Consider the following 26,820-nt stretch of genomic DNA (forward strand, 5'->3'; position numbering starts at 1 on the left):
CTTGACGGAAGGGAGCGGCGCCCGCCACCCTCGCGCGTACGTACGTAAGAGTTTTCGGGGAAACGAATTTTCGATGCAATTGGTGATTGTGGAATCGCCCGCCAAGGCGAAGACGATCGAGAAATATCTCGGCCGTGATTTCAAGGTGCTGGCCAGCTATGGCCACGTCCGCGACCTGCCGCCCAAGGACGGCTCGGTCGATCCGGATGACGGTTTTTCGATGGAGTGGCAGCTCTATCCGGACAAGGCGAAGCGGCTGAAGGATATTCAGGATGCCGCGAAGCAGGCCGACCGTCTGATTCTCGCGACCGACCCCGATCGCGAGGGCGAAGCGATCAGTTGGCACGTGCAGGAATTGCTACGCCAGAAAAAGGCGCTGCCGCAAAAGGTCGACCGCGTGACCTTCAACGCGATCACCAAGCAGGCGGTGACCGATGCGATGGCGCATCCGCGCGGTCTCGACGACGATCTGATCGACGCGTACCGCGCGCGCCGCGCGCTCGATTATCTCGTCGGTTTCACCCTGTCGCCAGTGCTGTGGCGCAAGCTGCCCGGCGCCAAATCGGCGGGCCGTGTCCAGTCGGTGGCGCTGCGCCTCGTCGTCGAACGCGAACGTGAAATAGAAGCCTTTGTTGCGCAGCAATATTGGTCGATCACCGGCCAGTTCGAAATGGACGGCACGCCTTTCAAGGCACGGCTCGCGCGCTGGCGCGGCGACAAGATCGAGCGTTTGACGATCACCAACGAGGCCGATGCGCGCGCCGCCGAAGCCGACGTTAAGGCGGGGCATTTCACCGTCGACAGCGTTGAAACCAAGCCGCTGACGCGCAACCCGCCGCCGCCGTTCACGACATCGACCCTGCAACAGGAAGCCGCGCGCAAGCTCGGCTTTTCGGCTAGCCACACGATGCGGGTCGCACAGGATCTCTATGAGGACGGCGCGATCACCTACATGCGTACCGATGGTGTGCAGATGGACGGCAGCGCGATCAGCGCCGCGCGGCGGGCGATCGCCGATCGCTACGACGGCGGTTATGTCCCCGATCAGCCGCGCCAGTATCAGACCAAGGCGAAGAACGCGCAGGAAGCGCACGAGGCGATCCGTCCGACCGATTTCGGCAAGGACAAGGTCGGCGGCGGCGATCATGCGCGCCTCTACGATCTGATCTGGAAGCGTGCGCTGGCGAGCCAGATGGCCTCGGCGCGGCTCGAACGCACCAGCGTCGACCTGAGCGACGGCACGGGCAAGACGATGCTCCGCGCGACCGGGCAGGTCATCAAATTCCCGGGCTTCCTCGCGCTTTATGACGAAGGCCGCGACGACAGCAGCGAGGACGACGACGCGCGCCTGCTCCCCGCGATGGCGAAGGGCGATGCCCCGGCCAAGACGGGAGTCGAGGTCGAAGCGCACGAAACCCAGCCCCCGCCGCGCTATTCGGAAGCAAGCCTGGTAAAGAAGATGGAGGAATTGGGCATCGGGCGCCCGTCGACCTATGCCTCGATCCTCCAAGTGCTCAAGGACCGCGCCTATGTGCGCGTCGAAAAGAACCGCTTCCTGCCCGAAGAGAGCGGGCGGCTGCTAACCGCTTTCCTCGAGCGCTTCTTCGGCCGCTATGTCGAATATGATTTCACCGCGGGGCTCGAAGAAGAGCTCGACGACGTATCGGGCGGCCGCGCCCAGTGGCAGGCGGTGCTCGAACGCTTCTGGCGCGACTTCAAGCCGCGCACCGGCGAGGTGATGGAGCAGAAGCCGTCGGAGATCACCGCGGCGCTCGACGAGTTTCTCGGCCCCTATCTCTTCCCCGACAAGGGCGACGGCAGCGATCCGCGCGTCTGCCCGAATTGCGGCACCGGGCGGCTGGCGCTGCGCGGCGGCAAGTTCGGTCCGTTCATTGCGTGCAGCAATTATCCGGAGTGCAAGTTCACGCGCAAATTCGCGCAGCCGGGCGGCAGCGACGGCGCCGACAGCGGCCCCGAAACGCTCGGTACCGATCCCGAAAGCGGGCTCGAGGTGACGAAGCGCAGCGGTCGGTTCGGGCCGTACATTCAGCTTGGCGACGGCAAGGAGGCGAAGCGCTCGTCGATCCCAAAGGATATTCCGGCCGAGGATTTCGATCTGGACTATGCGCTCCGGCTCCTGAGCCTGCCGCGCGACGTCGGGATGCACCCCGAAAGCGGCAAGCCGATCGTTGCGGGGCTAGGGCGCTACGGTCCCTATCTGCTCCATGACGGCAAATATGCGAAGCTGACGGGCACGGCCGAGATTTTCGACATCGGCATGAACGCGGCGGTGGCGCGTATCGCCGATGCGGCCAACGGCGGCGGCCGCGGGCGCGCCAAGGCCGAGCCATTGAAGACCTTCGGACCCCACCCGACGAGCGGCGGCGAGATGAAGCTGATGGCCGGACGCTTCGGGCCTTATGTGACCGACGGCACGACCAACGCGACGCTGCCCAAGACGGTCGAGCCCGAGGCGCTGACCGTCGAGGAAGCCGTCGCCCTGATCGACGCGCGTGCCGCAAAGGGGCCGGCGAAGGGCAAGAAGAAGGCGCCTGCGAAGAAAGCTGCCGCCAAAAAGCCCGCCGCCAAGAAGGCGCCAGCCAAAAAGAAAACGGCGGAATGACAAGGGCAACGCAGAAACAGGATCGCTGTTTTTCTGCGCTATGGTAGCATGGGCGCATCGGGAGGAATTTCGATGCGCCACCTGCTCGCCCTGATCCTCGCTCTATTTTCGCTTCCGGCCACAGCGCAACAGGTCGGGACGCTGATCGCGGCTGATCCCGTAGCCGACCCGCCGGTCGCCATGCACGCTTGGCGCATCCGCTATTGGACGAGCGGCGGCGATGGCACCGTACGCGAGGCGACGGGGATGGTTGTCGCGCCCAGCCAGGCCGCGCCGACCGCGTCGCGCCGCGTCATCGCCTGGACGCATGGCGCGTGGGGCGTGGCCGAACGCTGCGCGCCCTCGCTGAGCGCCAGTTTCTTCGCAGCCTCGGCGGGCGTCGAACCATCGGTCCGGGAAGGCTACGTCGTTGTCGCGCCAGACTATATCGGCCTCGGCAGCCCCACCATGCATCCGTTTCTGGTCGGTGAGGACACGGCGCGATCGGTCCTCGATGCGGTCCGTGCGGCGCAGGGCATAGCGGGGGCGGGGGCCGGAAAGCGCTTCGCGGTGTGGGGCGAATCGCAGGGCGGGCATGCCGCCCTGTGGACCGCGACCCGGGCCGGGGCCTATGCGCCCGACCTGACGCTTGTCGGCGCGGCGGCCGCAGCGCCGCCGACCGATCTCGCGGCCAATTTGCGGAGCGGCAGCGACAAGAACGCGCGGGCGCTGCTTCTCTCCTTTGCCTTGCATAGCTGGTCTTCGCTCTACGGCTTTTCGCTCGACCCGATCGCCAACCGGACAAATCAGGGGATCATTCACCGCCTGGCCGAGAATAATTGTGTCACCCTTGGAAAGAAACCGAAGCTTGGAACGATATTGGGGATCGTGACGGTAGCCCGCGCGACGCGAAACAAGGACATCGGGCGGATCGAGCCTTGGGCTTCGTGGGTGCGGACCAACAGCGTCGATCCGGCGCGTGTGCCGGGACCGCTGCTGATCGCCCAGGGTGACAAGGACACGATCGTCGCGCCCGCCATCACGCGTGCCTTCGCGACCGGCTTATGCCGCAACCGTACCCGGCTGAAATGGATCGATATGCGCGGAACCGATCATGCCGACAGCGCGCGGGACAGTGCCGCAGAAACATTGGCGTGGATCGGGGATCGCTTTGCTGGTGCGCCGCCTCCCGACGACTGCGGGAAATTCTAGCGAGCGGGTCAGATCGTGCAGGGCGGATCGGCGGCGCGGAAGGCGTGCTGGGCGACGTCGTCGTGACGAACAAGGCGGATTTTCGATCCGCTATGGCAATGCGCGTTGGCGGGCAGCGCGACCGTCGTCTGCTGCAGGCTGTTGACGCGCACGACGGCCTGCTCCGGCTTGCCGGGCCGCGTTTCGATCCGCATGACTTCGCCGGCGACGAGATGGTCCTTGCCGCTGCTCGCGAAACGGTCGCGCTCGATGACGAGCGCGATCAGCACGGCGATGAGCAGATAGGCCTGCCAATAGCGGAAGACCGCTCGGAACCGGTCGCCAGGGGTGTTGAAGGGGTCGTGCGCCATATCGCCGCTCAATCGACCCAGTCGAGGCCCATGTCGCGATAGACGCCGCGGTCCTCGTCCCAATTTTCCTTGACCTTCACGTGCAGGAAAAGGTGGACCTTGCGGCCCATCAGTTCGGCGAGCTCGGCGCGGGCTTTTGCGCCAATTTCTTTGATGCGGGCGCCGCCCTTGCCGAGGACGATCGCGCGCTGGTTGTCGCGCGCGACAAAAATCTGCTGGTGGATTTCGGCACTGCCGTCGGGACGGGTCTTGAACAACTCGGTTTCGACCGTCGACTGATAGGGCAATTCCTCATGGAGCTGGCGATAGAGCTGCTCGCGCGTGATTTCGGCTGCGAGCATCCGCTCGGGTGCGTCGCTGACTTCATCCTCGGGGAAATGCCACGGTCCTTCGGGCATCAGCGCGGCAAGGTGCGCCTTGAGCTCGGGCACGCCGTCGCCGCTGCTCGCCGCGATGAAGAAGGTTTCGTCAAAGGCGAGCCGGGCGTTCAGCTCGGTCGCGATGGTGAGCAGCTTGTCCTTCTTGGTCAGATCGACCTTGTTCAGCACCAGATATTTCTTCTCGGGCCGGTTCGCGACTCCTTCCAGCACGCGTTCGACGCGGCCCGTCAGCTTGGCCGCGGCGTCAACCATGACAAGGATGGCTTCGGCTTCCTCCAGGCTGCCCCACGCCGCGGCGACCATCGCGCGGTCGAGCCGGCGGGTGGGCGCGAAGATGCCCGGCGTGTCGATCAGGATGATCTGCGTGTCGCCGTCCATCGCAACGCCCATCAGGCGGGTGCGCGTCGTCTGCGCCTTGGGGCTGACGATGGCGACCTTCTGGCCGACAAGGGCGTTGACGAGGGTCGATTTGCCGGCGTTGGGTGCGCCGACGACCGCCACGAAACCGCAGCGCTGGGTCATTTTACGTCTTCCTGGGTCAAGATTTCGAGCAGGGCGGTGGCGGCCGCCTTTTCGGCGGCCTGCTTCGAGGGGCCGTCGCCTTCGGCCTCGGCGAGCTTGCCGATCGCGACGGCGACGCGGAAGCGCGGCGCGTGGTCGGGGCCGTCGCGGCGGACGAGGCGATATTCGGGGGGCTTGCGCTTGCGCGCGAGCGCCCATTCCTGGAGCGCCGCCTTGGGATGTTTGGGCGCGGCGACCTGGCCTTCGATCATGCTCCCCCAATTGCGGACGATGAATGCCCGCGCGGCGTCCTGGCCAAGGTCGAGCCACAGCGCGCCGATCAGCGCCTCGAGCACATCGGCGGCGATATTGTCGCTATGCCGCCCGCCGTCACCGATCGCCTGCGCGCCGAACCGGACATGCGCGGTAAGGTCGAGCGCCTGCGCGATCCGCGCGCAGGTTTCGCCAGACGCGAGCGCGTGCAGCCGCGACGACAATTCGCCCTCGGCAGCCTTCGGAAAGCGGGCGAACAATTCGGACGCAATGACGAGCCCGAGCACGCGGTCGCCCAGAAATTCCAGCCGCTGATAATCGCCCGCACCGCTGCTGCCGTGGGTCAGCGCCTCGCGGTAGAGGCCAAGGTCGCGGGGCGTTGCGCCGGTAATGGCGGCAAGCGTTTCCGCGGAGACGCCTTCGTTCAAAAGCCTTCCCCGGCGCGGTTCCAGCGAGCCGCGGTGAACCAGCTGATCGGGTTGATCCAGCTTGCCGACCCGTCGGTGGAGAACATCGTCACCAGCGCATGGCCGACAAGATTTTCCTCGGGCACCAGGCCGATGCCCTGACCTTCGACGGCGGGGAAGCGGCTGTCGGCGCTGCGGTCGCGATTATCGCCCATCAGGAACAGATGGCCGGCGGGCACCGTCACGGGCGCTGTATTATCCTCGGGGATCGAGGTGATATCGAGGATCGCGTAGCTCTTGCCGCTGGGCAGCGTTTCCTTGAAGCGCTTGTAGCGGCACTGACGCTGGCCGTTCGCGCCGATCTCTTCGAACTCCGGCGAATAGCAGGGGAGGGTGCCGTTGGCGCGCGACGCGTCGATCATGTTCTGCGTCACCGGAATGACGAAATCGGCCATCGGTTCGCGCTTCAGCGGCTTGCCGTTCAGCCAGACGATGCCATCCTTCACCTGGATCGTGTCGCCGGGCAGGCCGATCACGCGCTTGATATAGTCGTTGTCGTTGACCGGCGGCGCCTTGAACACGACAACGTCGCCGCGATCGGGCGTACGCGCGAAAATGCGGCCGGGGATCAGCGGCACGCTGAACGGCAGGCTGTATTTCGAATAGCCGTAAGCCATCTTGTTCACGAGCAGATAGTCGCCGATCAGCAGGCGCGGCTGCATCGATTCCGACGGAATGTTGAAGGGCGACAGAAAGAAGCTGCGAAAGATCAGCACCGCGATCGCGAGCAGCGCGAGAAAGCGGATCGTGTCGACCGCTTCTTCCTTGGCGGAAACGGGCGCGGGTTCGGGTGTCGCGGGGGCGGGCTTTTCGGCGGGTATGCTGGCATCGGTCATGGGGGCGCATTGACGGTGAATAGGTCTGCGCGTCAAGCAAATATCGGCGGATGACGCTGGTATGGGCGCTCCTGCACGCTTATGAGGTTGGCGAACCCTATCAACCCCGTTCGCGTCGAGCGTCGTCGGGATGCCCATCCGTAAGGCACCTTGCCGATGGACGGCTCGACCGTGTCCGATACGAAGGGGCAGCAAGGAATATTCGATGACCACGGCCGCAAACGCATGGCAGGCGCTCGCCGACTGGCAGCCCCAAACACTTTCCGACCTTGTGCTTGCCGATCCCGCGGCGCGTTTGCAGGCGCTGGTGCGCAGCGTTGCCGATATCCGGTTCGATTTTGCCAAGACGCACCTCGATGCTCCGGCGATTGCGATTTTGAACCGGTTGGCCGAGGCGCAGGATTTCGCGGGGCGCTGCCGCACGCTGTTTTCGGGCGGGATCGCCAATCCAAGCGAGGACCGTGCCGCCGAGCATAGCGCCGAGCGCGGCGACGGCGCGCCGGAATCGGTCCACCGCGCGCAGATGCTGCACCAGCGGATGCGGATGCTGATCGACGCGATCGAGGCCGATGCGTTCGGCGAAATCCGCCATTTGCTCCACATCGGCATTGGCGGGTCGGCGCTTGGCCCTGACCTGTTGATCGACGCGCTGGGGCGGCATGGCTCGCGCTACGACGTGGCCGTCGTCTCGAACGTCGATGGGGCCGCGCTCGCCGAGGTCTTCGCCAAATTCGACCCGGCCTATACGCTCGTGGCGGTTGCGTCGAAAACCTTCACGACGACCGAGACGCTGCTCAACGCGGCCTCGGCGCTGCAATGGCTCGAGGAGGCGGGCGTCGATGATCCGGTCGGGCGTTTCATCGCGCTTACCGCCAACCCCGAACGCGCGGTCGAATGGGGTATCGACGAAACGCGCATCCTGCCGTTCAGCGAGACCGTCGGCGGGCGCTATTCGCTCTGGTCATCGATCGGTTTTCCAGCGGCGCTGGCGCTCGGCTGGGACGCCTTCCAAGACATGCTCGAAGGCGCGGCGGAGATGGACCGCCATTTCCGGCTTGCCGACGGCGCCGACAATATCTGCCTGCTCGCCGCCTTCGCCGACCAGATTTACGCCAACCGGCTAGGCTGCCAGACGCGCGCAGTCTTTGCCTATGACGAACGCCTGCGGCTGCTGCCCGCCTATCTGCAACAGCTCGAAATGGAATCGAACGGCAAGCGGGTGACGCTCGACGGCGCGCCGCTCGCGCAGCAGAGTGCGCCGATTACTTGGGGCGGCGTTGGCACCGACGCGCAGCATGCGGTGTTCCAGCTTCTGCATCAGGGCACACATCTGACCCCGGTCGAATTCGTCGTCGCCCGCGAACCCGATCATATCCTCGACGATGCGCACCACGAAACGCTGGTTGCCAACTGCATCGCACAAGGCGCGGCGCTGATGACCGGCCGTGCGAGCGAGGACGGCGCGCGCGCCTATCCCGGCAACCGCCCGTCGACGACGATCCTGCTCGAACAGGTGACGCCGCACAGTCTGGGCGCGCTAATCGCCTTCTACGAGCATCGCGTTTTCGCCAACGCCGTGCTGCTCGGCATTAATCCCTTCGATCAGTTCGGGGTCGAGCTGGGCAAGGAAATGGCGAAGGGGCTGGCCGAAGGCACGGTGCAGTTCGATCCGGCGACCGAAGCGCTGATGCAGGCCGCGCTGGGGGACTAGGGTCAAAACCCGAAGCGATCACGCCGATCCAAATATTCGATTGGCAAGACGGCGCGGCGTAACCACATAGGCTTTCGCCGCGAATGTCAGCGACAAGTGTCAGAGGTAATTCCATGAGCGATTTTGACTATGACCTGTTTGTCATCGGCGCCGGGTCGGGCGGCGTTCGCGCGAGCCGGGTCGCGGCGTCACACGGCGCGCGCGTTGCGGTCGCCGAGGAGCATCGGGTCGGCGGCACCTGCGTCATTCGCGGCTGCGTGCCCAAGAAGCTGCTCGTCTATGGGGCGCACTTTGCAGAAGATCTGAAGGACGCGCGGCATTTCGGCTGGGACGTTCCCGATTGCCATTTCGACTGGCAGCGGCTGCGCGGCAATGTGCTGGGCGAAGTGACGCGTCTCGAAGGTCTCTACGGTCAGACGCTCGATAATCACAAGGTTACGGTCCTCAAGACGCGCGCGACCGTCGTCGGTCCGCAAAAGGTACGGCTCGCCGACGGGACCGAACTCACCGCCGAACGCATCTTGGTGGCAACCGGAGGCTGGCCCTTCGTCCCCGAATTTCCGGGCAGCGAACATGCGATCACGTCGAACGAGGTGTTTCACCTCGACAGTCTGCCGAAGCGCGTGGTGATTGCTGGCGGCGGCTATATCGCCAACGAATTTGCGGGCATCTTCAACGAATTCGGCAGCAAGGTGACGATCGTCAACCGCGGCGACGCGATCCTGCGCGGCTATGACGAGCAGATCCGCGACCGTCTGCTACAGATTTCGATGACCAAGGGGATCGAATTCCGCTTCAACGCGCCTTTCAAGTCGATCGAGAAACAGGATGACGGATCGCTGTTGGTCCATCTCGAAAATTGCGATCCGATCGCCGCCGATGCGGTGCTCGTCGCGACCGGTCGGGTACCGAACACCAAGGGGCTGGGTCTGGAAGCGGCGGGTGTCGAACTCGACAAGGATGGTGCGGTCAAGGTCGATGACAATAATCAGTCGTCGGTGCCGAGCATCTATGCCGTCGGCGACGTGACCAATCGTATCCAGCTGACGCCGGTGGCGATCCGCGAGGGACAGGCGTTCGCCGACAGTGTCTTCGGCGGCAAGCCGACGACGGTCGATTATGCCAATGTCCCGAGCGCGGTGTTCAGCCATCCCCCGATCGGCGCGGTCGGGATGACCGAGGCAGAGGCACGCAACAAGCTGGGCGCTGTGCGCATCTATACCAGCGATTTCCGGGCGATGAAGAATGTCCTCGCCGGCCGCAACGAACGGGCGCTGTACAAGATGGTCGTCAATGCGGCGACCGATCAGGTCGTCGGCCTTCATATGATCGGCCCCGACGCGCCCGAAATTTTGCAGGCCGCCGCGGTCGCCGTGAAGGCGGGGCTGACCAAGGCCGACTTCGACGCGACGGTCGCCCTGCACCCCAGCATGGCCGAGGAACTGGTGCTGCTGAAATAGGGCGATAGGCCCACCCTGATCCGTTCGTGCTGAGCTTGTCGAGGCACCGTCCTTCTCTGATACTCGAAGGAAAGTACGGCCCTTCGACAAGCTCAGAGCGAACGCAGTGTTATTGCCGAGCGATAAGCTATACTCTGGCGCGGATCGAGCGAGGGAGGGGCGAATGACAGGCGCGATATTGGTAACAGGCGGCAGCGGCTATATTGCCGGCTTCCTGATCCGGCAGTTGATCGACAATGGCTGGACGGTTCACACGACCGTGCGCAGCCTGAAGCGCGAGGCCGAGGTGCGCAGTTGGCTGGCGGTCGACAATGACCGGCTTCGGTTCTTCGCGGCCGATCTGGAGCATGATCTCGGCTGGGCGGAGGCGATCGCCGGATGCAGTCATGTCGCGCATGTCGCTTCGCCCTTTCCGATTGGGGTTCCCCAGCACGCCGACGAACTGGTGGTTCCGGCGCGCGAAGGCGCGTTGCGCGCGCTGCGTTTCGCGAGGGCAGCGGGGGTGCGGCGCTTCGTTCTGACCTCGTCGATGGCGGCGATCGCCTATGGGCATGGCGACGGCGGCGGCATCTACAGCGAAGCCGATTGGACGAACCTCGATAATCCGGCGGTCATGCCCTATCCGCGCTCGAAAACCGTCGCCGAGCGCGCGGCGCGCGATTGGGTGGCGTCGGAGGGCGGCGACATGGAATTCGCCTCGGTCAATCCCGCGGCGGTGTTCGGGCCGCTGCTGTCCGACGATCTGTCGACGTCGATCGAGGTCGTGAAACAATTGCTCGAGGGCAAGGTGCCGATGTGTCCCGACGTCGGCTTCGGCATCATCGACGTGCGCGACGTTGCCGACCTTCATTATCGCGCGCTCACCGCGCCGGGTATCCGTAACGAGCGCTATGTCTGTTCGGGACCGTTTCTGAAGATGATCGATGTCGCCAACATCCTGACCGCGAACCTGGGCGAGCAGGCGCGCAAGGTGCCGACGCGGCGGATGCCCGACTGGCTGCTCAAGACATTCGCGATCTTCCGCCCCGAACTCAAGCAGCTCGTCGCCGAGCTGGGCAATGTCCGCGGCGGCGACAGCCGCCACGCGATGGAAACGCTCGGCTGGACGATGCGGACGCCCGAGGAGGCGGTGCTGGCGACGGCGCACAGCCTGCTCGAGCGGGGAATCGTGAAGGTGTGAGCATCTTCGTCATTGCTTCGCTCTGCTTGCAATGACATTGCGCTAGCCGATGCGGTAGGGCACCACGTCGCGCCGGTCGGGGTCGACCAGGATCGGCCGGTCGCTCGGCGGAAAGGCGCGTTGGTCGCAGTCGTCGCGCGGACAGATGCGGCACGATGATCCGATACGCGTCGCGGCGTGCGGCGCGGTCACATCGACCCCGTCGGCATAGACGAAATCGGCGGCATATTGCGCCTCGCACCCCAGCGCCACGGCATAGCGGCGCGGCGCGCGCGCATAGCTGCCCGACGGTTTCACGAGCCCCTTTGCCATCGACACATAGCGCAGGCCATCGGGCGTTTCGGCGAGCTGGAACAATATGCGGTCGGGGATCGCCGCCGCCTCGTGGACGATCCACAGCGGGCAGGCGCCACCGAAGCGCGCGAATTGCAGGCGGGTGGCGCTGTGCCGCTTGGTGATATTGCCCGCCATGTCTACGCGGCAGAAGAACATCGGGATGCCGCGCGCGCCGGGGCGCTGGAGCGTCGAGAGGCGATGGCACGCCTGTTCGAAGCTGACGCCATAGTCGAGCCGCAGCCGGTCGATGTCGTGCCGCACCGCGCGGGCGCTGGCGCGAAAGGCGGCATAGGGCATCAGCACCGCACCCGCGGCATAATTGGCGAGGCCGACGTGGAGCAGCTGGCGCGCCGCCGCGGTGCGCAGTGGCGACGCTTCGATCACCGCCGCAATCTCGCGCGCGAGCGCCAGCGCTGCAAGCTGGTGCGCGAGTTGAAAGCGGCGCGTTTCGGCGGGCTGCGACGGATCGATGATCAGGTGGCGCATCGTCGCGTCGAAATCGCGCAGCACCTGATGCTGGCGGTAGACGATCGAAATGCCCAGCGCTTCGCGCAGCCGCCGTTCGATCGTCTCGATCGCGGGCGACGGATCGCGGCCGCGGAGCTGACTAGCCAGCGTCTCGGCTGCGCGGTCGATGCTGTCGACATAATTGCCCGCGTCGTGGAACCAGTCGCGCACCTCCTCCCACGGCAGGCGGCTGCCCTCGGCGGTGCCGCCGGTCATTGCTTCGTCGATGATCTGGAGCCGCTGGCCCGCGCGGCGATAGGCGGCGTGGAGCGCGACGAACTGGTCGGCGAGCTGCGGTTGCTGGAGCGCGGCGCGCTCAAGCTGTTCGGGCGCCAGCGGTGCGGCGGCGAACAGCGGATCGGCCGCCGCCTCGCGCAGCGCCCCGGCGCGGCGGTCACCGGCATCGGCGGCGACCTCCTCCCATTCGAGCGGGAAAAGCCTTTGCAGCCGGTCGAGCAGGGCAGGGGTCAACGGCCGGTCGTCATGCTCGATCTGGCTGAGATAGGATGTCGAAATGCCGATCCTTTCGGCGAAATCGGCCTGCCGGATGCCCCGTTCCGTACGAAGCTGGCGCAAACGGGCGCCTGCAAAGATGCGCTGGCGGCTCACGAGCCTTCTCCTTTTCTGCGAAGAATGACTACTTTGCAAAATGCAACTTTGCAACTTTGCAAATTCGCATTTGCATAGCGGGCGCCGCGGGCGCAGATGGCAGGCTTCAGATAACCGGAGAAGCCGAGTGTCCGCCAATATTGCCGAAATGGAACGCCGCCGTGCCGCCGCCGCCTTGGGGGGCGGGCAGAAGCGTATCGATGCCCAGCACGCCAAGGGCAAGCTGACCGCGCGCGAGCGACTGCTGGTGCTGCTCGACGAAGACTCGTTCGAGGAGCTCGACACCTATGTCGAGCATGACTGCGTCGATTTCGGCATGCAGGACCAGAAGATTCCGGGCGACGGCGTCGTCACCGGATCGGGGACGATCAACGGCCGCCTCGTCTATGTCTTCAGCCAGGATTTCACCGTCTTCGGCGGCTCGCTGTCCAAGCGTCACGCCGAAAAAATCTGCAAGGTGATGGACAAGGCGATGCTGGTCGGTGCGCCAGTCATCGGCCTCAATGACAGCGGCGGCGCCCGTATTCAGGAAGGTGTGGCGAGCCTGGGCGGCTATGCCGACGTGTTCCAGAAAAATGTGCTGGCGTCGGGCGTCGTGCCGCAGATTTCGCTGATCATGGGGCCGTGCGCGGGGGGCGCGGTTTACAGCCCGGCGATGACAGACTTCATCTTCATGGTGAAGGATAGTAGCTACATGTTCGTCACCGGCCCTGATGTGGTGAAGACGGTGACCAACGAAGTGGTGACGCAAGAAGAACTCGGCGGCGCGATCACCCATACGACCAAGAGCTCGGTCGCCGATCTGGCGTTCGAGAATGATATCGAGGCGCTGCTCGCGGCGCGCGACTTCTTCGATTATCTGCCCGAAAACAACCGCAGCGGCGTGCCGGTGCGCCCGACGAGCGATCCCTACGACCGTGCCGAGATGAGCCTCGACACGCTGATCCCGCCCAACGCGAACCAGCCCTATGACATGCACGAGCTGATCCGCAAGACGGTCGATGAGGGCGATTTCTTTGAAGTGCAGCCGGCGCACGCCGCGAACATCATCTGCGGCTTCGGGCGTATCGAAGGACGCACCGTAGGCATCGTCGCGAACCAGCCGCTGGTGCTGGCAGGGGTGCTCGACATCAATTCGTCGAAGAAGGCGGCGCGCTTCGTGCGTTTCTGCGACGCGTTCGAAATTCCGATCGTAACCTTCGTCGACGTCCCCGGCTTCCTCCCGGGCACCGCGCAGGAATATAACGGCATCATCAAGCATGGTGCGAAGCTGCTCTTCGCCTATGCCGAGGCGACGGTGCCCAAGATCACCGTGATCACGCGCAAGGCCTATGGCGGCGCGTACGACGTGATGGCGTCGAAGCATCTGCGCGGCGATTTGAACTATGCGTGGCCGACCGCCGAGATTGCGGTGATGGGCGCGAAGGGCGCGGTCGAGATCATCTTCCGCGCCGACATGGGCGACCCCGAAAAGATCGCGCAGCGCACGAAGGAATATGAGGACCGCTTCGCCAATCCGTTCGTGGCGGCGTCACGCGGTTATATCGACGAGGTCATCCATCCGCATAATACGCGCAAGCGGATCGCGCTGGGGCTACGCAAGCTGCGGAACAAGCAGTTGGAGAATCCGTGGAAGAAGCATGACAATATCCCGCTGTAAATTCCGGTCGTCACCCCGGACTTGATCCGGGGTCCATTCTTCCGGCGCTGATCGAATGGATGCCGGATCAAGTCCGGCATGACGAAGTGAGAGAGAATTTGACATGAAACTGGGCCGCCTCAACCATATCGGCATCGCGACGCCTTCCATCGCCGACAGCATCGTCTTTTACCGCGACGTGATGGGCGCGACGAAGATTCATGAACCGTTCGACCTGCCCGAGCAGGGGGTGAAGGTGTGTTTCGTCGACACGCCCGGCGCGGGCGGGGCGCGTGACGGCACCCAGATCGAGTTGATCGAGCCGCTGCCGGGCAACACGTCGATCGCGGGGTTCCTCGAAAAGAACCCGGCGGGGGGACAGCATCATATGTGCTACGAAGTGCCCGACATCCATGCCGCCAAGGCCGAATTCGAGGCGATGGGCAAGCGCGTGCTGGGCGAGCCGCGCATCGGGGCGCATGGGACGTTGATTTTCTTCCTGCACCCCAAGGACATGGGCGGGGTGCTGACCGAGATCATGGAGACGCCGAAGGGCGATCATTGACCCATTTTTCCTCGTCACCCCGGACTTGATCCGGGGTCCATTTTTCCGTCGCTGCGAGGAATGGATGCCGGATCAAGTCCGGCATGACGAAAAGAGAGTAGAGATACGCATATGACCGACAAACCGACCCTCGACCAATGGGCGGCCGCCGCCGACAAGGAAGTAAAGGGTAAAGATCTCACCTGGCACACGCCCGAGGGGATCGATGTCAAACCGCTCTATACGGCGGAGGACGTAACCACCGATCCGGGTCTGCCCGGCTTTGCGCCCTTCACGCGCGGCGTGCGCGCGTCGATGTATGCGGGGCGGCCGTGGACGATCCGGCAATATGCGGGTTTTTCGACTGCCGAGGAATCGAACGCCTTCTATCGCCGCAACCTCGCGGCGGGACAGAAGGGCCTGTCAGTCGCCTTCGACCTGGCGACGCACCGCGGTTATGACAGTGATCATCCGCGCGTCGTCGGCGACGTCGGCAAGGCGGGGGTGGCGATCGACAGCGTCGAGGATATGAAAATCCTGTTCGACGGCATCCCGCTCGACCAGATGTCGGTGTCGATGACGATGAACGGCGCGGTGATCCCGATCCTGGCTTTCTTCATCGTCGCGGGCGAGGAACAGGGGGTCGAGCGCAAGCTGCTCGACGGGACCATCCAGAACGACATTCTCAAGGAGTTCATGGTCCGCAACACCTATATCTATCCGCCCGAACCCTCGATGCGGATCATCAGCGACATCTTCGGCTACACGTCGCGCGAGATGCCTAAGTTCAACAGCATCTCGATCTCCGGCTATCATATGCAGGAGGCGGGGGCGACCCAGGTGCAGGAGCTGGCCTTCACCATCGCCGACGGCATCGAATATGTGAAATATGGCGTGGCGAGCGGCCTCGACATCGACAAGTTCGCCGGGCGCCTGTCCTTCTTCTTCGCGATCGGCATGAACTTCTTCATGGAAATCGCCAAGCTGCGCGCCGCGCGCGTGCTGTGGCACCGCGCGATGACGAAGCTGGGCGCGAAGGACGAGCGCAGCAAGATGCTGCGCACCCATTGCCAGACGTCGGGGGTCAGCCTGACCGAGCAAGACCCCTACAACAATGTCATGCGCACGACGATCGAGGCGATGGCGGCGATGCTGGGCGGCACCCAATCGCTGCACACCAACGCGCTCGACGAGGCGATCGCGCTGCCCACCGACTTTTCGGCCCGCATCGCGCGCAATACGCAGATCGTGATCCAGGAAGAAACGGGCATGTGCAACGTCGTCGATCCGCTCGGCGGCAGCTATTATATCGAGGCGCTGACGCAGCAGCTCGTCGACAAGGCGCAGGAGATCATCGACCGGGTCGAAAGCGAAGGCGGCATGGCCAAGGCGGTCGCCGCCGGCTGGCCCAAGGCGATGATCGAGGAGGCCGCCGCCGCCCGACAGGCGAGGGTGGACCGCGGCGATGATGTCATCGTCGGCGTGAACAAATATCGCCTGAAGGACGAGGATCTGCTCGAAACGCTGGAGGTCGACAACACCAAGGTTCGCGAGGCGCAGGTCGCGCGCATCAACCGCGTCAAGGCGAGCCGCGACGAGGTCGCCTGCCAGGCCGCGCTCACCGCGCTGCGCCGCGCGGCGGCGGCACCGCAGTCGATCGAGACCAATCTGCTCGCGCACGCGGTCGATGCGGCGCGCGCGCGCGCGACGCTGGGCGAAATTTCGGACGCGATGGAGGTCAGCTTCGGGCGCTACGGCACGGTGCCGAAGCCGGTGAAGGGCGTTTATGCCGCACCCTATCAGGGCGACAGCCGCTGGGCGCAGGTCGTCGACGGGGTGAAGGCGGTCGAACGCCGTCTGGGCCGCGCGCCCAAGCTTCTCGTCGCCAAGATGGGGCAGGATGGACACGATCGCGGCGCCAATGTCATCGCCTCGGCGTTCAGCGACATGGGCTTCGATGTGGTGTCCGGGCCCTTGTTCCAGACGCCCGAGGAAACGGTCGTGCTCGCGCTCGAAAGCGGGGTCGATGCGGTCGGCGCGTCGAGCCTTGCCGCCGGGCACAAGACGCTGATCCCCGAACTCATCAAGGGACTGCGCGAGGCGGGGCGCGGCGATATCAAGGTGATCGCGGGCGGCGTCATTCCGCCGCAGGATTACGACTATCTGCGCGACGCGGGCGTGCAGGGCATCTATGGCCCGGGCAGCAATGTGGTGGAATGCGCCGCCGACGTCCTGCGCCTGCTCGGCCACAACATGCCCCCGCTGGAGGATGCTGCATGAGCGACCATAAGCCCGAAACGCTGAGCGTTCACGCCGGCACCGCGCCCGATCCGACGACCAAGGCGCGGATCACGCCGATCTACCAGACCGCATCCTATGTGTTCGACGATGTCGACCATGCGTCGCGCTTGTTCAACCTGCAGGAATTCGGGAATATCTACACCCGGATCATGAACCCGACGAACGGCGCGCTCGAAGGCAAGATCGCGGCGCTGGAGGGCGGGCAGGCGGCGCTAGCGGTTGCCTCGGGCCATGCGGCACAATTCTTGGCCTTCCATACGATCATGGAGCCGGGATGCGAGATCGTGGCGGCGAAAAAGCTCTATGGCGGCTCGCTCAACCAGTTGGGGCAGAGCTTTCGCAAGATGGCGTGGACGACGCATTTCGTCGATGCCGACGATCCTGCAAATGTCGCGGCCGCGATCAACGACAAGACGCGCGCGGTGTTCATCGAAAGCCTCGCCAATCCGGGCGGGGTCGTGCAGGATATTGCGGCGATTGCAAAGGTCGCCCACGATGCCGGCGTGCCGCTGATCGTCGACAACACGATGGCGACCCCGATGCTCTGCCGCCCGATCGAACATGGCGCCGACATCGTCGTCCATTCGGCGACCAAATTTTTGAACGGTCATGGCAATGCGATCGGCGGGTTGATCGTCGATGCCGGGACGTTCGACTGGGCGAAGGGCGGCAAATATCCCGCGCTGAGCGAGCCGAATGCCTCCTATCACGGGCTGACCTTCACCGATGCGTTCGGGCCGCTCGCCTTCATCCTCGCCGCGCGGACGCTCGGTCTGCGCGACCTTGGCCCCGCGCTTGCGCCGATGAACGCCTTTCTTGCGCTCACCGGCATGGAGACGCTTGCGCTGCGCATGGACCGGCATTGCAGCAACGCGATCGCGCTCGCCAAATGGTTGCAGGATCATCCGGCGGTGAGCTGGGTCTCCTATGCCGGGCTGCGCGACAGCCCCTATCATGACCTCGCGCACAAATATCTCGGCGGGCGCGGCGGCGCCGTGTTCACCTTCGGCCTCAAGGGCGGCTACGACGCTGGCGTCAAGCTCGTCTCCTCGGTCAAGCTGTTCAGCCATCTCGCCAATCTTGGCGATACCCGCTCGCTGATCATCCACCCGGCGTCCACAACGCACAGCCAGCTTTCGGAGGCCGAACTGGTCGAAGCCGGCGCCGGCCCCGACGTCGTCCGCGTGTCGGTGGGGATCGAACATATCGACGACATCATCGCCGACCTGGCGCAGGCATTGGAGACCGAAGCGTGACCGAAACCCGTACCGACTGGACGCGCGAGGAAATCGCCGCGCTGTTCGACCTGCCGTTCGACGAGCTGATGTGGGAGGCGCAGGGCGTCCATCGCCGCCATCACGCGCGCGGCGAGGTGCAGCTTTGCACGCTCTTGAGCATCAAGACCGGCGGCTGTGTCGAGGATTGCGGCTATTGCTCGCAGTCGAAGCATGCCGACAGCGGACTCAAAGCCACCAAGCTGATGGACGTGCGCGCGGTGCTGCAGGCCGCGGCGCAGGCGAAGGATGCCGGGTCGAAGCGTTTCTGCATGGGCGCCGCCTGGCGCAACCCCAAGGACCGCGACATGGCGAGCATCGTCGAGATGGTCGAGGGCGTGCGGGCGATGGGCTTGGAAACCTGCATGACCCTGGGCATGCTGACCAAGGAACAGGCGCAGACGCTCGCGGTTGCGGGGCTCGACTATTATAATCACAATATCGATACGAGCCCGGAAAATTACGAGAATATCATCTCGACGCGGACGTTTCAGGATCGGCTCGATACGCTGGAAGAAGTCCGCAATGCGGGGATCAACGTCTGTTCGGGCGGGATCGTCGGCATGGGTGAAACGCGTGCCGACCGCGTCGGCTTCATTCACGCGCTTGCGACGCACGAACGCCATCCCGAAAGCGTGCCGGTCAACGCGCTGGTACCGGTGAAGGGCACGGTACTCGGCGACATTCTCGACGGCACTCCGCTCGCGAAGATCGACGATATCGAATTCGTCCGCACGATCGCGGTAGCCCGCATCACCATGCCCAAGTCGATGGTCCGCCTGTCGGCGGGCCGCGAGAGCATGTCGGAGGCGACGCAGGCGCTCTGCTTCATGGCGGGCGCGAACAGCATCTTCACCGGCGACAAGCTGCTGACGACGGCGAATGCGGGCGACAATGCCGACGCGGCGCTGTTCGCAAAGCTGGGGCTGCGCCCGATGGAGAGCGAAGAGCCGATGCGCCAAGGGATGCTCACGGAGGCCGCGGAGTGATCCTCGCCCTTTTCTATTTGGCGGTGGCGGTCGCGGAGGATTCTCCCGTCGATTGCGACAATCAACGATATCAGGTCGAGATGAACTATTGTGCCGGAAAGGCCTATGAGGTCGCGGATGCGGCGCTCAATGCGCAGTGGAAGCTGACCGTTGCCGAGATGCGGTCGCGCGATAAGATGATCGATCGCCGCTATGACAGCCAACCGACGCATTATGACACGCTGCTCGCCGCGCAGCGCGCGTGGCTGACCTATCGCGATCAGCAGTGCCTGGTCGAGAGTTTTGCGGCGCGCGGCGGTAGCATGGCACCGATGCTCCACAGCGGATGCATGGAACGATTGACCAAGGCGCGGACCGCAGAACTAAAGGCACTTGTCGAGGAATATTGATGTTCAAGAAAATCCTGATCGCCAATCGCGGCGAAATTGCCTGCCGCGTCATCAAGACCGCGCGCCGCATGGGCATCGCGACGGTCGCCGTCTATTCGGACGCCGACGCGCGCGCGCCTTTCGTGCAGATGGCCGACGAGGCGGTGCATATCGGGCCGTCGCCGGCGTCCGAATCCTATCTGATCGCCGACAAGATCATCGCCGCGTGCAAGGCGACGGGCGCCGAGGCTGTGCATCCGGGCTATGGCTTCCTGTCGGAACGCACCAGCTTTGCCGAGGCGCTGGCGAAGGAAAATATCGCCTTCATCGGCCCGCCGGTGAACGCGATCGCCGCGATGGGCGACAAGATCGAGTCGAAGAAGCTCGCGAAGGAAGCGGGCGTCAACGTCGTCCCCGGCTTCGTCGGCGAAATTCGCGATACCGAGCATGCGGTCGAGATTTCGAACGAGATCGGCTATCCGGTGATGATGAAGGCCAGCGCCGGCGGCGGCGGCAAGGGCATGCGCCTCGCCTATGACGAGAAGGACGTCCGCGAAGGCTTCGAGAGCGTCAAGCGTGAGGGGCTGAACAGCTTCGGCGACGACCGCGTGTTTATCGAGAAATTCATCCTGAACCCGCGCCATATCGAGATCCAGATTCTCGGCGATCAGCACGGCAACATCCTCTACCTCAACGAGCGCGAATGCAGCATCCAGCGCCGCCACCAGAAGGTCGTCGAGGAAGCGCCGTCGCCCTTCGTCACCGAAAAGATGCGCAAGGCGATGGGCGAGCAGTGCGTCGCGCTGTCGAAGGCGGTCGGCTATTACAGCGCGGGCACGGTCGAACTGATCGTGTCGGGCGCCGATCCGACCGGCGAGAGCTTCTACTTCCTCGAAATGAACACCCGGCTTCAGGTCGAGCATCCCGTGACCGAAGCGATTACCGGCATCGATCTGGTCGAACAGATGATCCGCGTCGCGGCGGGCGAGAAGCTCGAAATGACGCAGGACGACATCAAGATCGACGGCTGGGCGATCGAGAACCGCGTTTATGCCGAAGATCCCTATCGCGGCTTTCTGCCCTCGACGGGGCGCCTGACGCGCTACAAACCGCCGGTCGCCGGCTGGACCGACGATGGCGAGGAAAATGGCCGCCGGGGTGTGGATGGCGTGCGCGTCGACGACGGCGTTTACGATGGCGGCGAGGTGTCGATCTTCTACGATCCGATGATCGCCAAGCTGATCACCTGGGGCGAGACGCGCGACGAGGCGGCCGATCTGCAGGTGGCGGCGCTCGACCGCTTCGAGCTTGAGGGGCTTGGCCACAATATCGATTTCGTCTCGGCGATCATGCAGCATCCGCGCTTCCGCTCAGGCGAGCTGACCACGGGCTTTATTGCCGAGGAATATCCCGAGGGCTTCCACGGCGCGCCGACCGAGGAAGCGGTGACGCGCGCGCTCGCGGCGATCGCGGGCTTCATGGCGAGCGCCGAGGCCGATCGCGCGCGGCGCACCGACGGTCAGCTCGGCGACCGGCTCGACCCGCCCGCAAAGTGGCAGGTGACGATCGACGGCACGAGCCACAAGGTCAAACTCGGCCACAAGCATATCAAGGTCGATGGCGACAAGATCGACATCGCGCTCGAATATACGCCGGGCGACCGGCTGGTGGTGGCCGAGATCGACGGCAGCGAACTGGCGGTGAAGGTCGCGAAAACGCGCACCGGCTGGCGCATGACGACGCGCGGCGCGATCCATAATGTGCGCGTGCTGCCCTGGCACGTCGCGCCGCTCGCGAGCCACATGATCGAAAAGATCCCGCCCGATCTGTCGAAATTCCTCATCTGCCCGATGCCCGGCCTGCTCGTCGCGTTGCATGTGGGCGAAGGCGACAAGGTCGAGGCGGGTCAGCCGCTGGCAACCGTCGAGGCCATGAAGATGGAGAATATCCTTCGCGCCGAAAAATCGGGTGTGGTGAAGACCGTCAACGCCACGCAGGGCGACAGCCTCGCGGTCGATGCGGTGATCCTGGAGATGGAATGATCCACTTTCGTCATTCCCGCGCAGGCGGGAATCCAGCTAAGGCAGTGAGGAAGCTGGATTCCCGCCTGCGCGGGAATGACGGAGGATTTGAATGCACCTGAATCACGACGCCGCAGCCCCCGCTGCGGAGCCCATCGCCTTCGACGATTTCCTGCGTGTCGATATCCGCGTCGGCACGATCGTCGCGGCCGAGCCTTTTCCCGAGGCGCGCAAGCCCGCGTTCAAGCTGAAAATCGATTTCGGCCCCGCGATCGGTATCAAGAAGAGCAGCGCACAGATCGTCGCGCGCTACGCGCTCGAGGATTTGCCGGGGCGGCAGGTTGCGGCGGTTGTCAACTTTCCCCCGCGCCAGATCGGCAAGTTCATGTCCGAAGTGCTGACGCTGGGCTTTGCCGACGCGGCGGGCGAGGTGATCCTTTTCGCCCCCGACCGCGCGGTGCCGAACGGGTCGCGACTGTTCTGAATCGTGATCGGGTTAGGCTGAAACACCACCGTCCTTATCTCGTCATCCCGGCGAAGGCGGGGATCCCGCCGGCTCTATCTGACGCACCGGCGAGATCCCGGCCTTCGCCGGGATGACGATTCAGGCAAAAACGATCAGGCTCTAGGCCGCCTCCACTTCCCCCATCAGCCGTTTCGCGAGGAACAGCTTGAACAGGATGAAGGCAACCAGCCCGACCGCGGCGGTCGCGACATGGAACAGCCAGAAACTGGTCGTCGGTATCGACGAATACCAAGTGCCGACCTCACCGACGATCTTGTTCGCGCCGAAGAAGGCGAGGTAATAAATGCCGACGATCGTCGCGTTGAGCGCCTTCGGTGCCAGCTTGGTGAACAGCGCGAGGCTGACGGGCAGGATATGCGCAAAGCCGACGCTGTTGAGCAGATGGAACATCACGGGCCAGAACAGCCCGATCTTGCCGTCGCCCTGCGTCGCCGCCGCCATGACGAGGCAGAGCCCGCCGGCGATGGTGAAGACGCTGCCGATGATCATCTTGCCCAGTTCGTCGGGTTCGCGGTGGCGCTTGCCGTACCAGACGTAGAAGGCGGCGACCGCTGCGAGCATCGAAAAGCTCGCCGTCGCGTCGATGGTGATCATCCAGCTTGTCGGCAGCGTCTCGCCAAAGAAGGTGAGCTGGAAATGCTGATCGGCCCAGACCAGATAGGCGTTGAAGATTTCCTGATTGGTGAGCAGCGCGACCGCCATCACCGGCACCAGCGTCAGCACCGCCACGACGCGCAGCCAGTCCTGCCGAGACATCGGTTCGCTCGCTTTCGCAGCCGCGCCTTTCGCGGGCCGATTGTCGGCGGGAAGCCACGGTCCTGCCATGATATAGAGGATCAGGCCGATGACCATCACCACGCCCGCGGTGCCGAAACCCCAGTGCCAGCCGACCTTTTCGCCCAGCGTACCCGAAATCAGCGGCGCCGCGATGACGCTGACGTTGATCGCGATATAGAAGATCTGGAACGCCATCGCGCGCCGCAGATCGCCGGGCTTGTAAAGTTCGCCGACCTGGCTCGCGATATTGCCCTTGAACAGTCCCACGCCGACAATCAGCGCGAGGAGGGCGAAGAGGAAGGCGCCCTCGAACGCCATCAGGAAATGGCCGATCGCCATGATCAGGCCGCCGGCGATCAGCGTCGCGCGCCGCCCGAGCCAGCGGTCGGCGATGAAGCCGCCGGCGATCGGGGTCAGATAGACGAGCGAGGTATAATCGCCGAAAATCTTTGACGCGAAGGGCTGGCCGTCGATCCCGCCGTACCAGCCGCGCAGCCATTCCAGCCCGAAGACCCCGCTCGCATGTTCGGGCAGCAGCAGATATTTGACCATGTAGAGGACGAGCAGCGTCTGCATCGAATAATAGGAAAAACGCTCGCACCCTTCGACGAAGGCCAGATAGCCCAGGCCCTTGGGATGGCCCAGAAAGGCGCGGTCGGCGCGGTCGATGCCCTCTTCGAAATCCGGCGTCGCCTCGGCAATCGTCATATGGTCACTCCCCGAAATTTCGGGCGACCCTAATGTTGCAAATGAAACTTTCCAGACACAATCGACGAACGGCGGCGGGCGTCGATGCGGCTTGTCACGTTCGGGCCGTCAGCGAATCCGCTGGCCGCCCTTCCATAGCGCGGTGACGCGGCCTTGCACCGGCATGCCGTCGAACGGGGTGTTGCCCGCCCAGGCAGCCATCCGCTTCGCATCGACCTGCCACGGCGCACCCTCGTTGATCAGGATCAGGTCGGCCTCGGCACCCACCGTCAGTGCGCCCGCGTCGAGCCCGAGCAGCTTCGCCGGCGTCGCGGCGAGCAGGTCGAACAGGCGCGCCGGGGTGACATGACCATCGCGTACGAGCTGCAGTCCCATCGCGAGCAGCGTTTCGGCGCCCGCCATGCCGGGCAGCGCTTCGGCAAAGGGCAGGCGCTTGTCCTCGGGGCCGCGGGGATCGTGCCCGGATGCCAGCACGTCGATGGTGCCGTCGGCGATGGCGGAGAGGCACGCGTGGCGGTCGTCCTCGCTGCGGAGCGGCGGCGACAGGCGGGCAAAGGTACGGAAATCGCCGATCGCCGTGTCCGAAAGGAACAGATGCGCGGGCGTGATGCCGCAGGTGACGGGCAGGCCTTTCGCCTTGGCGGCGCGGACAAGATCGAGCCCGCGCGCGGTGGTGACCTGGCGGAAGTGGATCGGTGCGCCGGTTTCCTCGACGAGCATGAGGTCGCGTGCAATCGCCATCGCTTCCGCGATCGCGGGCGCAGAGGCAAGGCCAAGCCGCGTCGCCATCTCGCCATCGGTCGCAACCGCGCCGGCGGTCAGCCCTTCGTCCTCGGCGTGGGCGATAACGGTAACGCCGAGCGACGCGGCGTAGGACAGCACGCGGCGCATCACGCCGGCATCTGCGATGCGCGCGCGTCCGGTGGCGACCGCGCGCGCGCCCGCCTGCTGCATCAGGCCGATCTCGGCAAGCTCTGCGCCGGCGAGGCCCTTGGTCGCGGCGGCGATCGGGTGAACCCAGAGATCGGGCTTGCCGCCCTTCGCGGCGCGTTCGACCAGACCCGCGCCGTCGAGCGGGCCGCTGTCGGGCATAAGCGCCGCGCGCGTGATACCGCCGAAGTGAAAGGCGGGTTTGTCGGTCGCGAAGACGCCGAAGTCGATGATGCCGGGGGCGAGCCATTGGCCCTTGGCATCGACTGTGTCGGTGCCCTCCGGCGTGTCCGACGGGTTCAGCGCCGCGATGCGGCCGCCCGCCACCAGCAGGCTGCCCGGCTCGCCGCCGAGCAGGCGCGCATTGGCGATCAGAAGGGGCTTCAGTTCCATCCGGGCACCCCCCGCTTGCGGCGCGTCAATATGTCGAGGCAGGCCATGCGGACGGCGACCCCCATTTCGACCTGTTCGGTAATCGTCGAGCGCGCCGGATCGTCGGCGACATTACTGTCGATCTCGACCCCGCGGTTCATCGGACCAGGGTGCATGACGATCGCATCGGGCTTCGCCTTGTCCAGCCGCTGCGGGGTCAGGCCGTAGAGCGCGTGATACTCCCGCGCACTCGGCAGATAGGCGCCGTCCATGCGCTCGTTCTGCAGGCGCAGCATCATCACGACATCGGCGCCTTTCAACCCTTCGTCCATGTCGGTGAAGGTCGCGACATGCATCCGTTCCATCGCGGGCGGCGTCAGCGTCGGCGGCGCGACGACCCGCACCTCGTTGCCGAGCAACGTAAGCGCCAGGATGTTCGAACGCGCGACGCGGCTGTGCAGCACGTCGCCGCAGATCGCGATCGTCAGCCCTTCGACCCGTCCGAGCCGCCGACGGATCGTCAGCGCATCGAGCAACGCCTGCGTCGGATGTTCGTGGCGCCCGTCGCCGGCGTTGAGCACCGGGCAATCGACCTTGTCGGCAATCAGTTGCACCGCGCCCGACGACGCATGGCGGATCACCATCGCGTCGGCGCGCATCGCATTCAGCGTCATCGCCGTGTCGATCAGCGTTTCGCCTTTCTTCACGCTCGACTGCGCGGCGTGCATGTTCACGACATCGGCGCCGAGGCGCTTGCCCGCAATCTCGAACGACAGGAGCGTGCGCGTCGAATTTTCGAAAAAGGCGTTGATGATCGTCAGCCCCTTGAGCCGGTCGTCATGCTTCGCCGCGCCGCTGCGATTGAGTTCGACCCACTCTTCGGCGGCGTCGAGGATGTAGGAAATCTCCCACGGGGTGAGCTGGGCGATACCGGTCAGGTGGCGATGGCGAAAGGCATCGCCGCCGGGCGGATAGTCGCTGGCGGGTCGAGGAGTTGCGCTTGTCATTAAAGCCGAGCCTTTAGGTCGCAGCGCGCAAATAGGCAAGCGCCGTGGATACGAACGGACCGAGTTTGCTCTCCGCTTCGGACAGGACGGGATCGAAGAGGCCGAACGCCCACAAGGTCAGGAGTACGACCTCCATCGCGAACAGAAAATGCATATCGTCCGCGAAGGGCTGTTTGCGCGTTTTGTGGCGAACGAGGCGCGAGGCCGCGACGGTCCCGATTGCGCCGCCGATCCTCGCCCAGTCGAGTAGCGTCGCTTCGCGGATGCGCCAAAGCCCTTTGTCGGCGCGCCGCTTGTCGATTATCATCAGCGCAAAAGCGATCAGGTTGGCGGCGATAAGCCAATAGAGAATATAGGCGGTCATTTTCGGCCGTATAAACGCGAAATACCCGCGAAATGTTAAAGTCAGCGCGCCAGCGCGTCGATCGCGCCCTGCAGGATGAAGGCGGCGGCCGCGCTGTCGACGCGCTCGGCGCGCTTGGCGCGGCTGACGTCGGCGGCGATCATCGCACGCTCCACCGCGGCGGTAGACCAGCGCTCGTCCCACAGCAGCAAAGGTAGCGCGAGCGGCGCGAGATTGCGCGCGAAGGCGCGGGTGCTTTGGGTGCGCGGGCTGTCGCTGCCGTCCATGTTGAGCGGCAGGCCGACGACGATGCCGACCACCGATTGCGCGGCGATCAACGCCTTGAGAGCCTCGAAATCGACCGTGAATTTCTTGCGGACGATCGTCTTGTCAGGCGTCGCGAAGCTCCATCCCGCGTCGCACAGCGCAACACCGATCGTCTTGGTCCCGACATCGAGCCCGACAAGGCGGCCGCCACCGGGCAGGGCGGCGGCGAATTCGGAAGCGGCGGTGGTAATCATCGATCGACCCCTAATCCCAAAGCCCTGTCATTGCGAGCGAAGCGAAGCAATCGCCAGCCATCGACTTTCGACTTCA

General features: G+C 64.7%; 23 protein-coding genes. 13 read left to right on the forward strand and 10 right to left on the reverse strand.

The genetic code is table 11. The features are described 5' to 3' along the window. Positions 1–73 precede the first annotated feature (73 nt). Positions 74–2,623 carry a type I DNA topoisomerase gene (gene topA / locus ATE59_RS05865; protein ID WP_058811559.1) on the forward strand — a complete coding sequence of 850 codons (2,550 nt, stop codon included), beginning with the start codon at positions 74–76 and terminating at the stop codon, positions 2,621–2,623. Positions 2,624–2,695: 72 nt separating this feature from the next. Next, positions 2,696–3,814 carry an alpha/beta fold hydrolase gene (locus ATE59_RS05870; RefSeq protein WP_058811560.1) on the forward strand — a complete coding sequence of 373 codons (1,119 nt, stop codon included), beginning with the start codon at positions 2,696–2,698 and terminating at the stop codon, positions 3,812–3,814. Between the two features lie 8 nt (positions 3,815–3,822). On the opposite strand, the gene ATE59_RS05875 is transcribed toward ATE59_RS05870, so the two are convergent. The 4 genes from ATE59_RS05875 to lepB are packed head-to-tail and all read right to left on the reverse strand — an operon-like array spanning position 3,823 to position 6,621. Continuing rightward, positions 3,823–4,164 carry a hypothetical protein gene (locus tag ATE59_RS05875; RefSeq protein ID WP_058811561.1) on the reverse strand — a complete coding sequence of 114 codons (342 nt, stop codon included), beginning with the start codon at positions 4,162–4,164 and terminating at the stop codon, positions 3,823–3,825. An 8-nt stretch (positions 4,165–4,172) separates the two neighbouring features. After that, on the reverse strand, positions 4,173–5,066 hold the full coding sequence (era, locus tag ATE59_RS05880) for a GTPase Era (protein ID WP_058811562.1): 894 nt from the start codon (positions 5,064–5,066) through the stop codon (positions 4,173–4,175). Then, the gene (gene rnc / locus ATE59_RS05885) at positions 5,063–5,746 is read right to left on the reverse strand and encodes a ribonuclease III (protein ID WP_003043654.1); all 684 of its coding nucleotides are present in this window, start codon (positions 5,744–5,746) and stop codon (positions 5,063–5,065) included. The genes era and rnc overlap by 4 nt, the downstream gene beginning before the upstream one ends. Continuing rightward, positions 5,743–6,621, reverse strand: coding sequence for a signal peptidase I (gene lepB, locus ATE59_RS05890; RefSeq protein ID WP_003043651.1), 879 nt, complete (start codon positions 6,619–6,621; stop codon positions 5,743–5,745). Before lepB ends, rnc begins: the two co-directional genes overlap by 4 nt. Positions 6,622–6,826: 205 nt before the next feature. Here lepB and pgi point away from each other — a divergent pair, with 205 nt between their 5' ends. The 3 genes from pgi (at position 6,827) to ATE59_RS05905 (ending at position 10,972) form a co-directional block, all read left to right on the forward strand. Next, a complete protein-coding gene (gene pgi / locus ATE59_RS05895; protein WP_082657318.1) occupies positions 6,827–8,332 on the forward strand; it encodes a glucose-6-phosphate isomerase in 1,506 nt (501 codons plus the stop codon). 113 nt (positions 8,333–8,445) lie between these two features. Further along, positions 8,446–9,792: a glutathione-disulfide reductase gene (gor, locus tag ATE59_RS05900; RefSeq protein WP_058811563.1), complete on the forward strand. Its 1,347-nt coding sequence runs from the start codon at positions 8,446–8,448 to the stop codon at positions 9,790–9,792. Positions 9,793–9,955: 163 nt separating this feature from the next. Further along, positions 9,956–10,972 carry an NAD-dependent epimerase/dehydratase family protein gene (locus ATE59_RS05905; protein WP_058811564.1) on the forward strand — a complete coding sequence of 339 codons (1,017 nt, stop codon included), beginning with the start codon at positions 9,956–9,958 and terminating at the stop codon, positions 10,970–10,972. A 42-nt stretch (positions 10,973–11,014) separates the two neighbouring features. Here the strand turns inward: ATE59_RS05905 and ATE59_RS05910 are convergent, their stop codons facing one another. After that, a complete protein-coding gene (locus ATE59_RS05910; RefSeq protein WP_058811565.1) occupies positions 11,015–12,424 on the reverse strand; it encodes a helix-turn-helix domain-containing protein in 1,410 nt (469 codons plus the stop codon). 127 nt (positions 12,425–12,551) lie between these two features. On the opposite strand from ATE59_RS05910, the gene ATE59_RS05915 reads away from it, so the two are divergent. The 8 genes from ATE59_RS05915 to ATE59_RS05950 all read left to right on the forward strand — a co-directional run bounded on the left by ATE59_RS05915 (position 12,552) and on the right by ATE59_RS05950 (position 22,044). Then, entirely contained in the window at positions 12,552–14,084 is a 1,533-nt protein-coding gene (locus ATE59_RS05915; protein ID WP_058811566.1) for an acyl-CoA carboxylase subunit beta, read from the forward strand. Positions 14,085–14,187: 103 nt separating this feature from the next. Further along, the gene (gene mce / locus ATE59_RS05920) at positions 14,188–14,628 is read left to right on the forward strand and encodes a methylmalonyl-CoA epimerase (protein WP_058811567.1); all 441 of its coding nucleotides are present in this window, start codon (positions 14,188–14,190) and stop codon (positions 14,626–14,628) included. A gap of 111 nt (positions 14,629–14,739) precedes the next feature. Beyond that, on the forward strand, positions 14,740–16,887 hold the full coding sequence (scpA, locus tag ATE59_RS05925) for a methylmalonyl-CoA mutase (protein ID WP_058811568.1): 2,148 nt from the start codon (positions 14,740–14,742) through the stop codon (positions 16,885–16,887). Further along, positions 16,884–18,164 (forward strand): O-acetylhomoserine aminocarboxypropyltransferase, encoded by a 1,281-nt coding sequence (locus tag ATE59_RS05930; RefSeq protein ID WP_058811569.1) that lies wholly within the window; start codon positions 16,884–16,886, stop codon positions 18,162–18,164. The genes scpA and ATE59_RS05930 overlap by 4 nt, the downstream gene beginning before the upstream one ends. After that, positions 18,161–19,171, forward strand: coding sequence for a biotin synthase BioB (bioB, locus tag ATE59_RS05935; protein ID WP_197409137.1), 1,011 nt, complete (start codon positions 18,161–18,163; stop codon positions 19,169–19,171). The genes ATE59_RS05930 and bioB overlap by 4 nt, the downstream gene beginning before the upstream one ends. Beyond that, positions 19,168–19,560, forward strand: coding sequence for a lysozyme inhibitor LprI family protein (locus tag ATE59_RS05940; RefSeq protein ID WP_058811571.1), 393 nt, complete (start codon positions 19,168–19,170; stop codon positions 19,558–19,560). Before bioB ends, ATE59_RS05940 begins: the two co-directional genes overlap by 4 nt. Further along, on the forward strand, positions 19,560–21,581 hold the full coding sequence (locus tag ATE59_RS05945; RefSeq protein ID WP_058811572.1) for an acetyl-CoA carboxylase biotin carboxylase subunit: 2,022 nt from the start codon (positions 19,560–19,562) through the stop codon (positions 21,579–21,581). The genes ATE59_RS05940 and ATE59_RS05945 overlap by 1 nt, the downstream gene beginning before the upstream one ends. A 91-nt stretch (positions 21,582–21,672) precedes the next feature. Continuing rightward, a complete protein-coding gene (locus ATE59_RS05950; protein WP_058811573.1) occupies positions 21,673–22,044 on the forward strand; it encodes a tRNA-binding protein in 372 nt (123 codons plus the stop codon). A 141-nt stretch (positions 22,045–22,185) separates the two neighbouring features. Here the strand turns inward: ATE59_RS05950 and ATE59_RS05955 are convergent, their stop codons facing one another. The 5 genes from ATE59_RS05955 to ruvX all read right to left on the reverse strand — a co-directional run bounded on the left by ATE59_RS05955 (position 22,186) and on the right by ruvX (position 26,744). Next, positions 22,186–23,571: a peptide MFS transporter gene (locus tag ATE59_RS05955; protein ID WP_082657319.1), complete on the reverse strand. Its 1,386-nt coding sequence runs from the start codon at positions 23,569–23,571 to the stop codon at positions 22,186–22,188. A gap of 108 nt (positions 23,572–23,679) precedes the next feature. After that, on the reverse strand, positions 23,680–24,894 hold the full coding sequence (locus ATE59_RS05960; protein WP_058811574.1) for a dihydroorotase: 1,215 nt from the start codon (positions 24,892–24,894) through the stop codon (positions 23,680–23,682). Then, positions 24,885–25,880, reverse strand: coding sequence for an aspartate carbamoyltransferase catalytic subunit (locus ATE59_RS05965; RefSeq protein ID WP_003043604.1), 996 nt, complete (start codon positions 25,878–25,880; stop codon positions 24,885–24,887). The genes ATE59_RS05960 and ATE59_RS05965 overlap by 10 nt, the downstream gene beginning before the upstream one ends. Positions 25,881–25,893: 13 nt before the next feature. Continuing rightward, positions 25,894–26,244, reverse strand: a complete 351-nt coding sequence (locus tag ATE59_RS05970; RefSeq protein ID WP_156416716.1) for a DUF1294 domain-containing protein — start codon at positions 26,242–26,244, stop codon at positions 25,894–25,896. 41 nt (positions 26,245–26,285) lie between these two features. Next, positions 26,286–26,744, reverse strand: coding sequence for a Holliday junction resolvase RuvX (gene ruvX / locus ATE59_RS05975; protein ID WP_058811575.1), 459 nt, complete (start codon positions 26,742–26,744; stop codon positions 26,286–26,288). Positions 26,745–26,820 lie beyond the last annotated feature (76 nt).

Origin of the sequence: Sphingopyxis sp. A083 (genome assembly GCF_001468495.1) — a bacterium.
Taxonomy (GTDB): Bacteria; Pseudomonadota; Alphaproteobacteria; order Sphingomonadales; family Sphingomonadaceae; genus Sphingopyxis; species Sphingopyxis terrae.

Excerpts from the sequence above, each read along its gene's own strand:
- ruvX (WP_058811575.1), bottom strand. The coding sequence starts at position 26,744 with ATGATTACCACCGCCGCTTCCGAATTCGCCGCCGCCCTGCCCGGTGGC.
- gor (WP_058811563.1), top strand. The coding sequence starts at position 8,446 with ATGAGCGATTTTGACTATGACCTGTTTGTCATCGGCGCCGGGTCGGGC.
- scpA (WP_058811568.1), top strand. The coding sequence starts at position 14,740 with ATGACCGACAAACCGACCCTCGACCAATGGGCGGCCGCCGCCGACAAG.
- ATE59_RS05945 (WP_058811572.1), top strand. The coding sequence starts at position 19,560 with ATGTTCAAGAAAATCCTGATCGCCAATCGCGGCGAAATTGCCTGCCGC.
- ATE59_RS05970 (WP_156416716.1), bottom strand. The coding sequence starts at position 26,244 with ATGACCGCCTATATTCTCTATTGGCTTATCGCCGCCAACCTGATCGCT.
- era (WP_058811562.1), bottom strand. The coding sequence starts at position 5,066 with ATGACCCAGCGCTGCGGTTTCGTGGCGGTCGTCGGCGCACCCAACGCC.
- ATE59_RS05870 (WP_058811560.1), top strand. The coding sequence starts at position 2,696 with ATGCGCCACCTGCTCGCCCTGATCCTCGCTCTATTTTCGCTTCCGGCC.
- ATE59_RS05960 (WP_058811574.1), bottom strand. The coding sequence starts at position 24,894 with ATGGAACTGAAGCCCCTTCTGATCGCCAATGCGCGCCTGCTCGGCGGC.
- ATE59_RS05955 (WP_082657319.1), bottom strand. The coding sequence starts at position 23,571 with ATGACGATTGCCGAGGCGACGCCGGATTTCGAAGAGGGCATCGACCGC.
- ATE59_RS05950 (WP_058811573.1), top strand. The coding sequence starts at position 21,673 with ATGCACCTGAATCACGACGCCGCAGCCCCCGCTGCGGAGCCCATCGCC.
- mce (WP_058811567.1), top strand. The coding sequence starts at position 14,188 with ATGAAACTGGGCCGCCTCAACCATATCGGCATCGCGACGCCTTCCATC.
- lepB (WP_003043651.1), bottom strand. The coding sequence starts at position 6,621 with ATGACCGATGCCAGCATACCCGCCGAAAAGCCCGCCCCCGCGACACCC.
- ATE59_RS05930 (WP_058811569.1), top strand. The coding sequence starts at position 16,884 with ATGAGCGACCATAAGCCCGAAACGCTGAGCGTTCACGCCGGCACCGCG.
- ATE59_RS05965 (WP_003043604.1), bottom strand. The coding sequence starts at position 25,880 with ATGACAAGCGCAACTCCTCGACCCGCCAGCGACTATCCGCCCGGCGGC.
- topA (WP_058811559.1), top strand. The coding sequence starts at position 74 with ATGCAATTGGTGATTGTGGAATCGCCCGCCAAGGCGAAGACGATCGAG.
- ATE59_RS05875 (WP_058811561.1), bottom strand. The coding sequence starts at position 4,164 with ATGGCGCACGACCCCTTCAACACCCCTGGCGACCGGTTCCGAGCGGTC.
- pgi (WP_082657318.1), top strand. The coding sequence starts at position 6,827 with ATGACCACGGCCGCAAACGCATGGCAGGCGCTCGCCGACTGGCAGCCC.
- ATE59_RS05905 (WP_058811564.1), top strand. The coding sequence starts at position 9,956 with ATGACAGGCGCGATATTGGTAACAGGCGGCAGCGGCTATATTGCCGGC.